Origin of the sequence: Micromonospora endophytica, assembly GCF_003236305.1 — a bacterium.
In the GTDB taxonomy this organism is placed as follows: domain Bacteria; phylum Actinomycetota; class Actinomycetes; order Mycobacteriales; family Micromonosporaceae; genus Micromonospora; species Micromonospora endophytica.
Genome location: NZ_POTX01000555.1, coordinates 1 through 390, shown reverse-complemented (window position 1 = coordinate 390; position 390 = coordinate 1). Strand labels below are relative to the sequence as shown.

Annotated in this window: 1 pseudogene; it reads right to left on the bottom strand. The window is 71.3% G+C overall.

The features are described from left to right. Positions 1-195 precede the first annotated feature (195 nt). Positions 196-390, bottom strand: a pseudogene (locus tag C1I93_RS31070) (DNA polymerase Y family protein); the annotation flags it as partial.

Here is a 390-nt window from a genome sequence, read left to right as displayed (position 1 = left end):
CGTCTTGCCGCCGCCCGTCTTGCCGCCGCCCGTCCTGCCGCCGGCCCGGCCGGAGAGCACCCGCTCCAACTCCGACCACGACATCCGCGAATTGTGAAAACTCACCGTCTCCCCCGGCCCACCGTCGAGATCTTGGTGCGTTTCGGCCCTCCCGGAGGCGGCCCTCCCGGAGGCAGAAACGCACCAAGATTCACCTCAGTCATAGATCGCCTCCAACAGCCACCGGCCCTGCTCCACGGCGAGCAGCAGGGCGCTGCCGTCGGCAAGGCGAACCTGGAACCGGGCCTGCCGGCGCGCCTCGGCGGGCACCCACCACCGCTCGTCGACCGGCCACGGGCCAGCCCAGCCGACAATCTCGACCGACACACCCACCCCAGCACCACCCCCCAC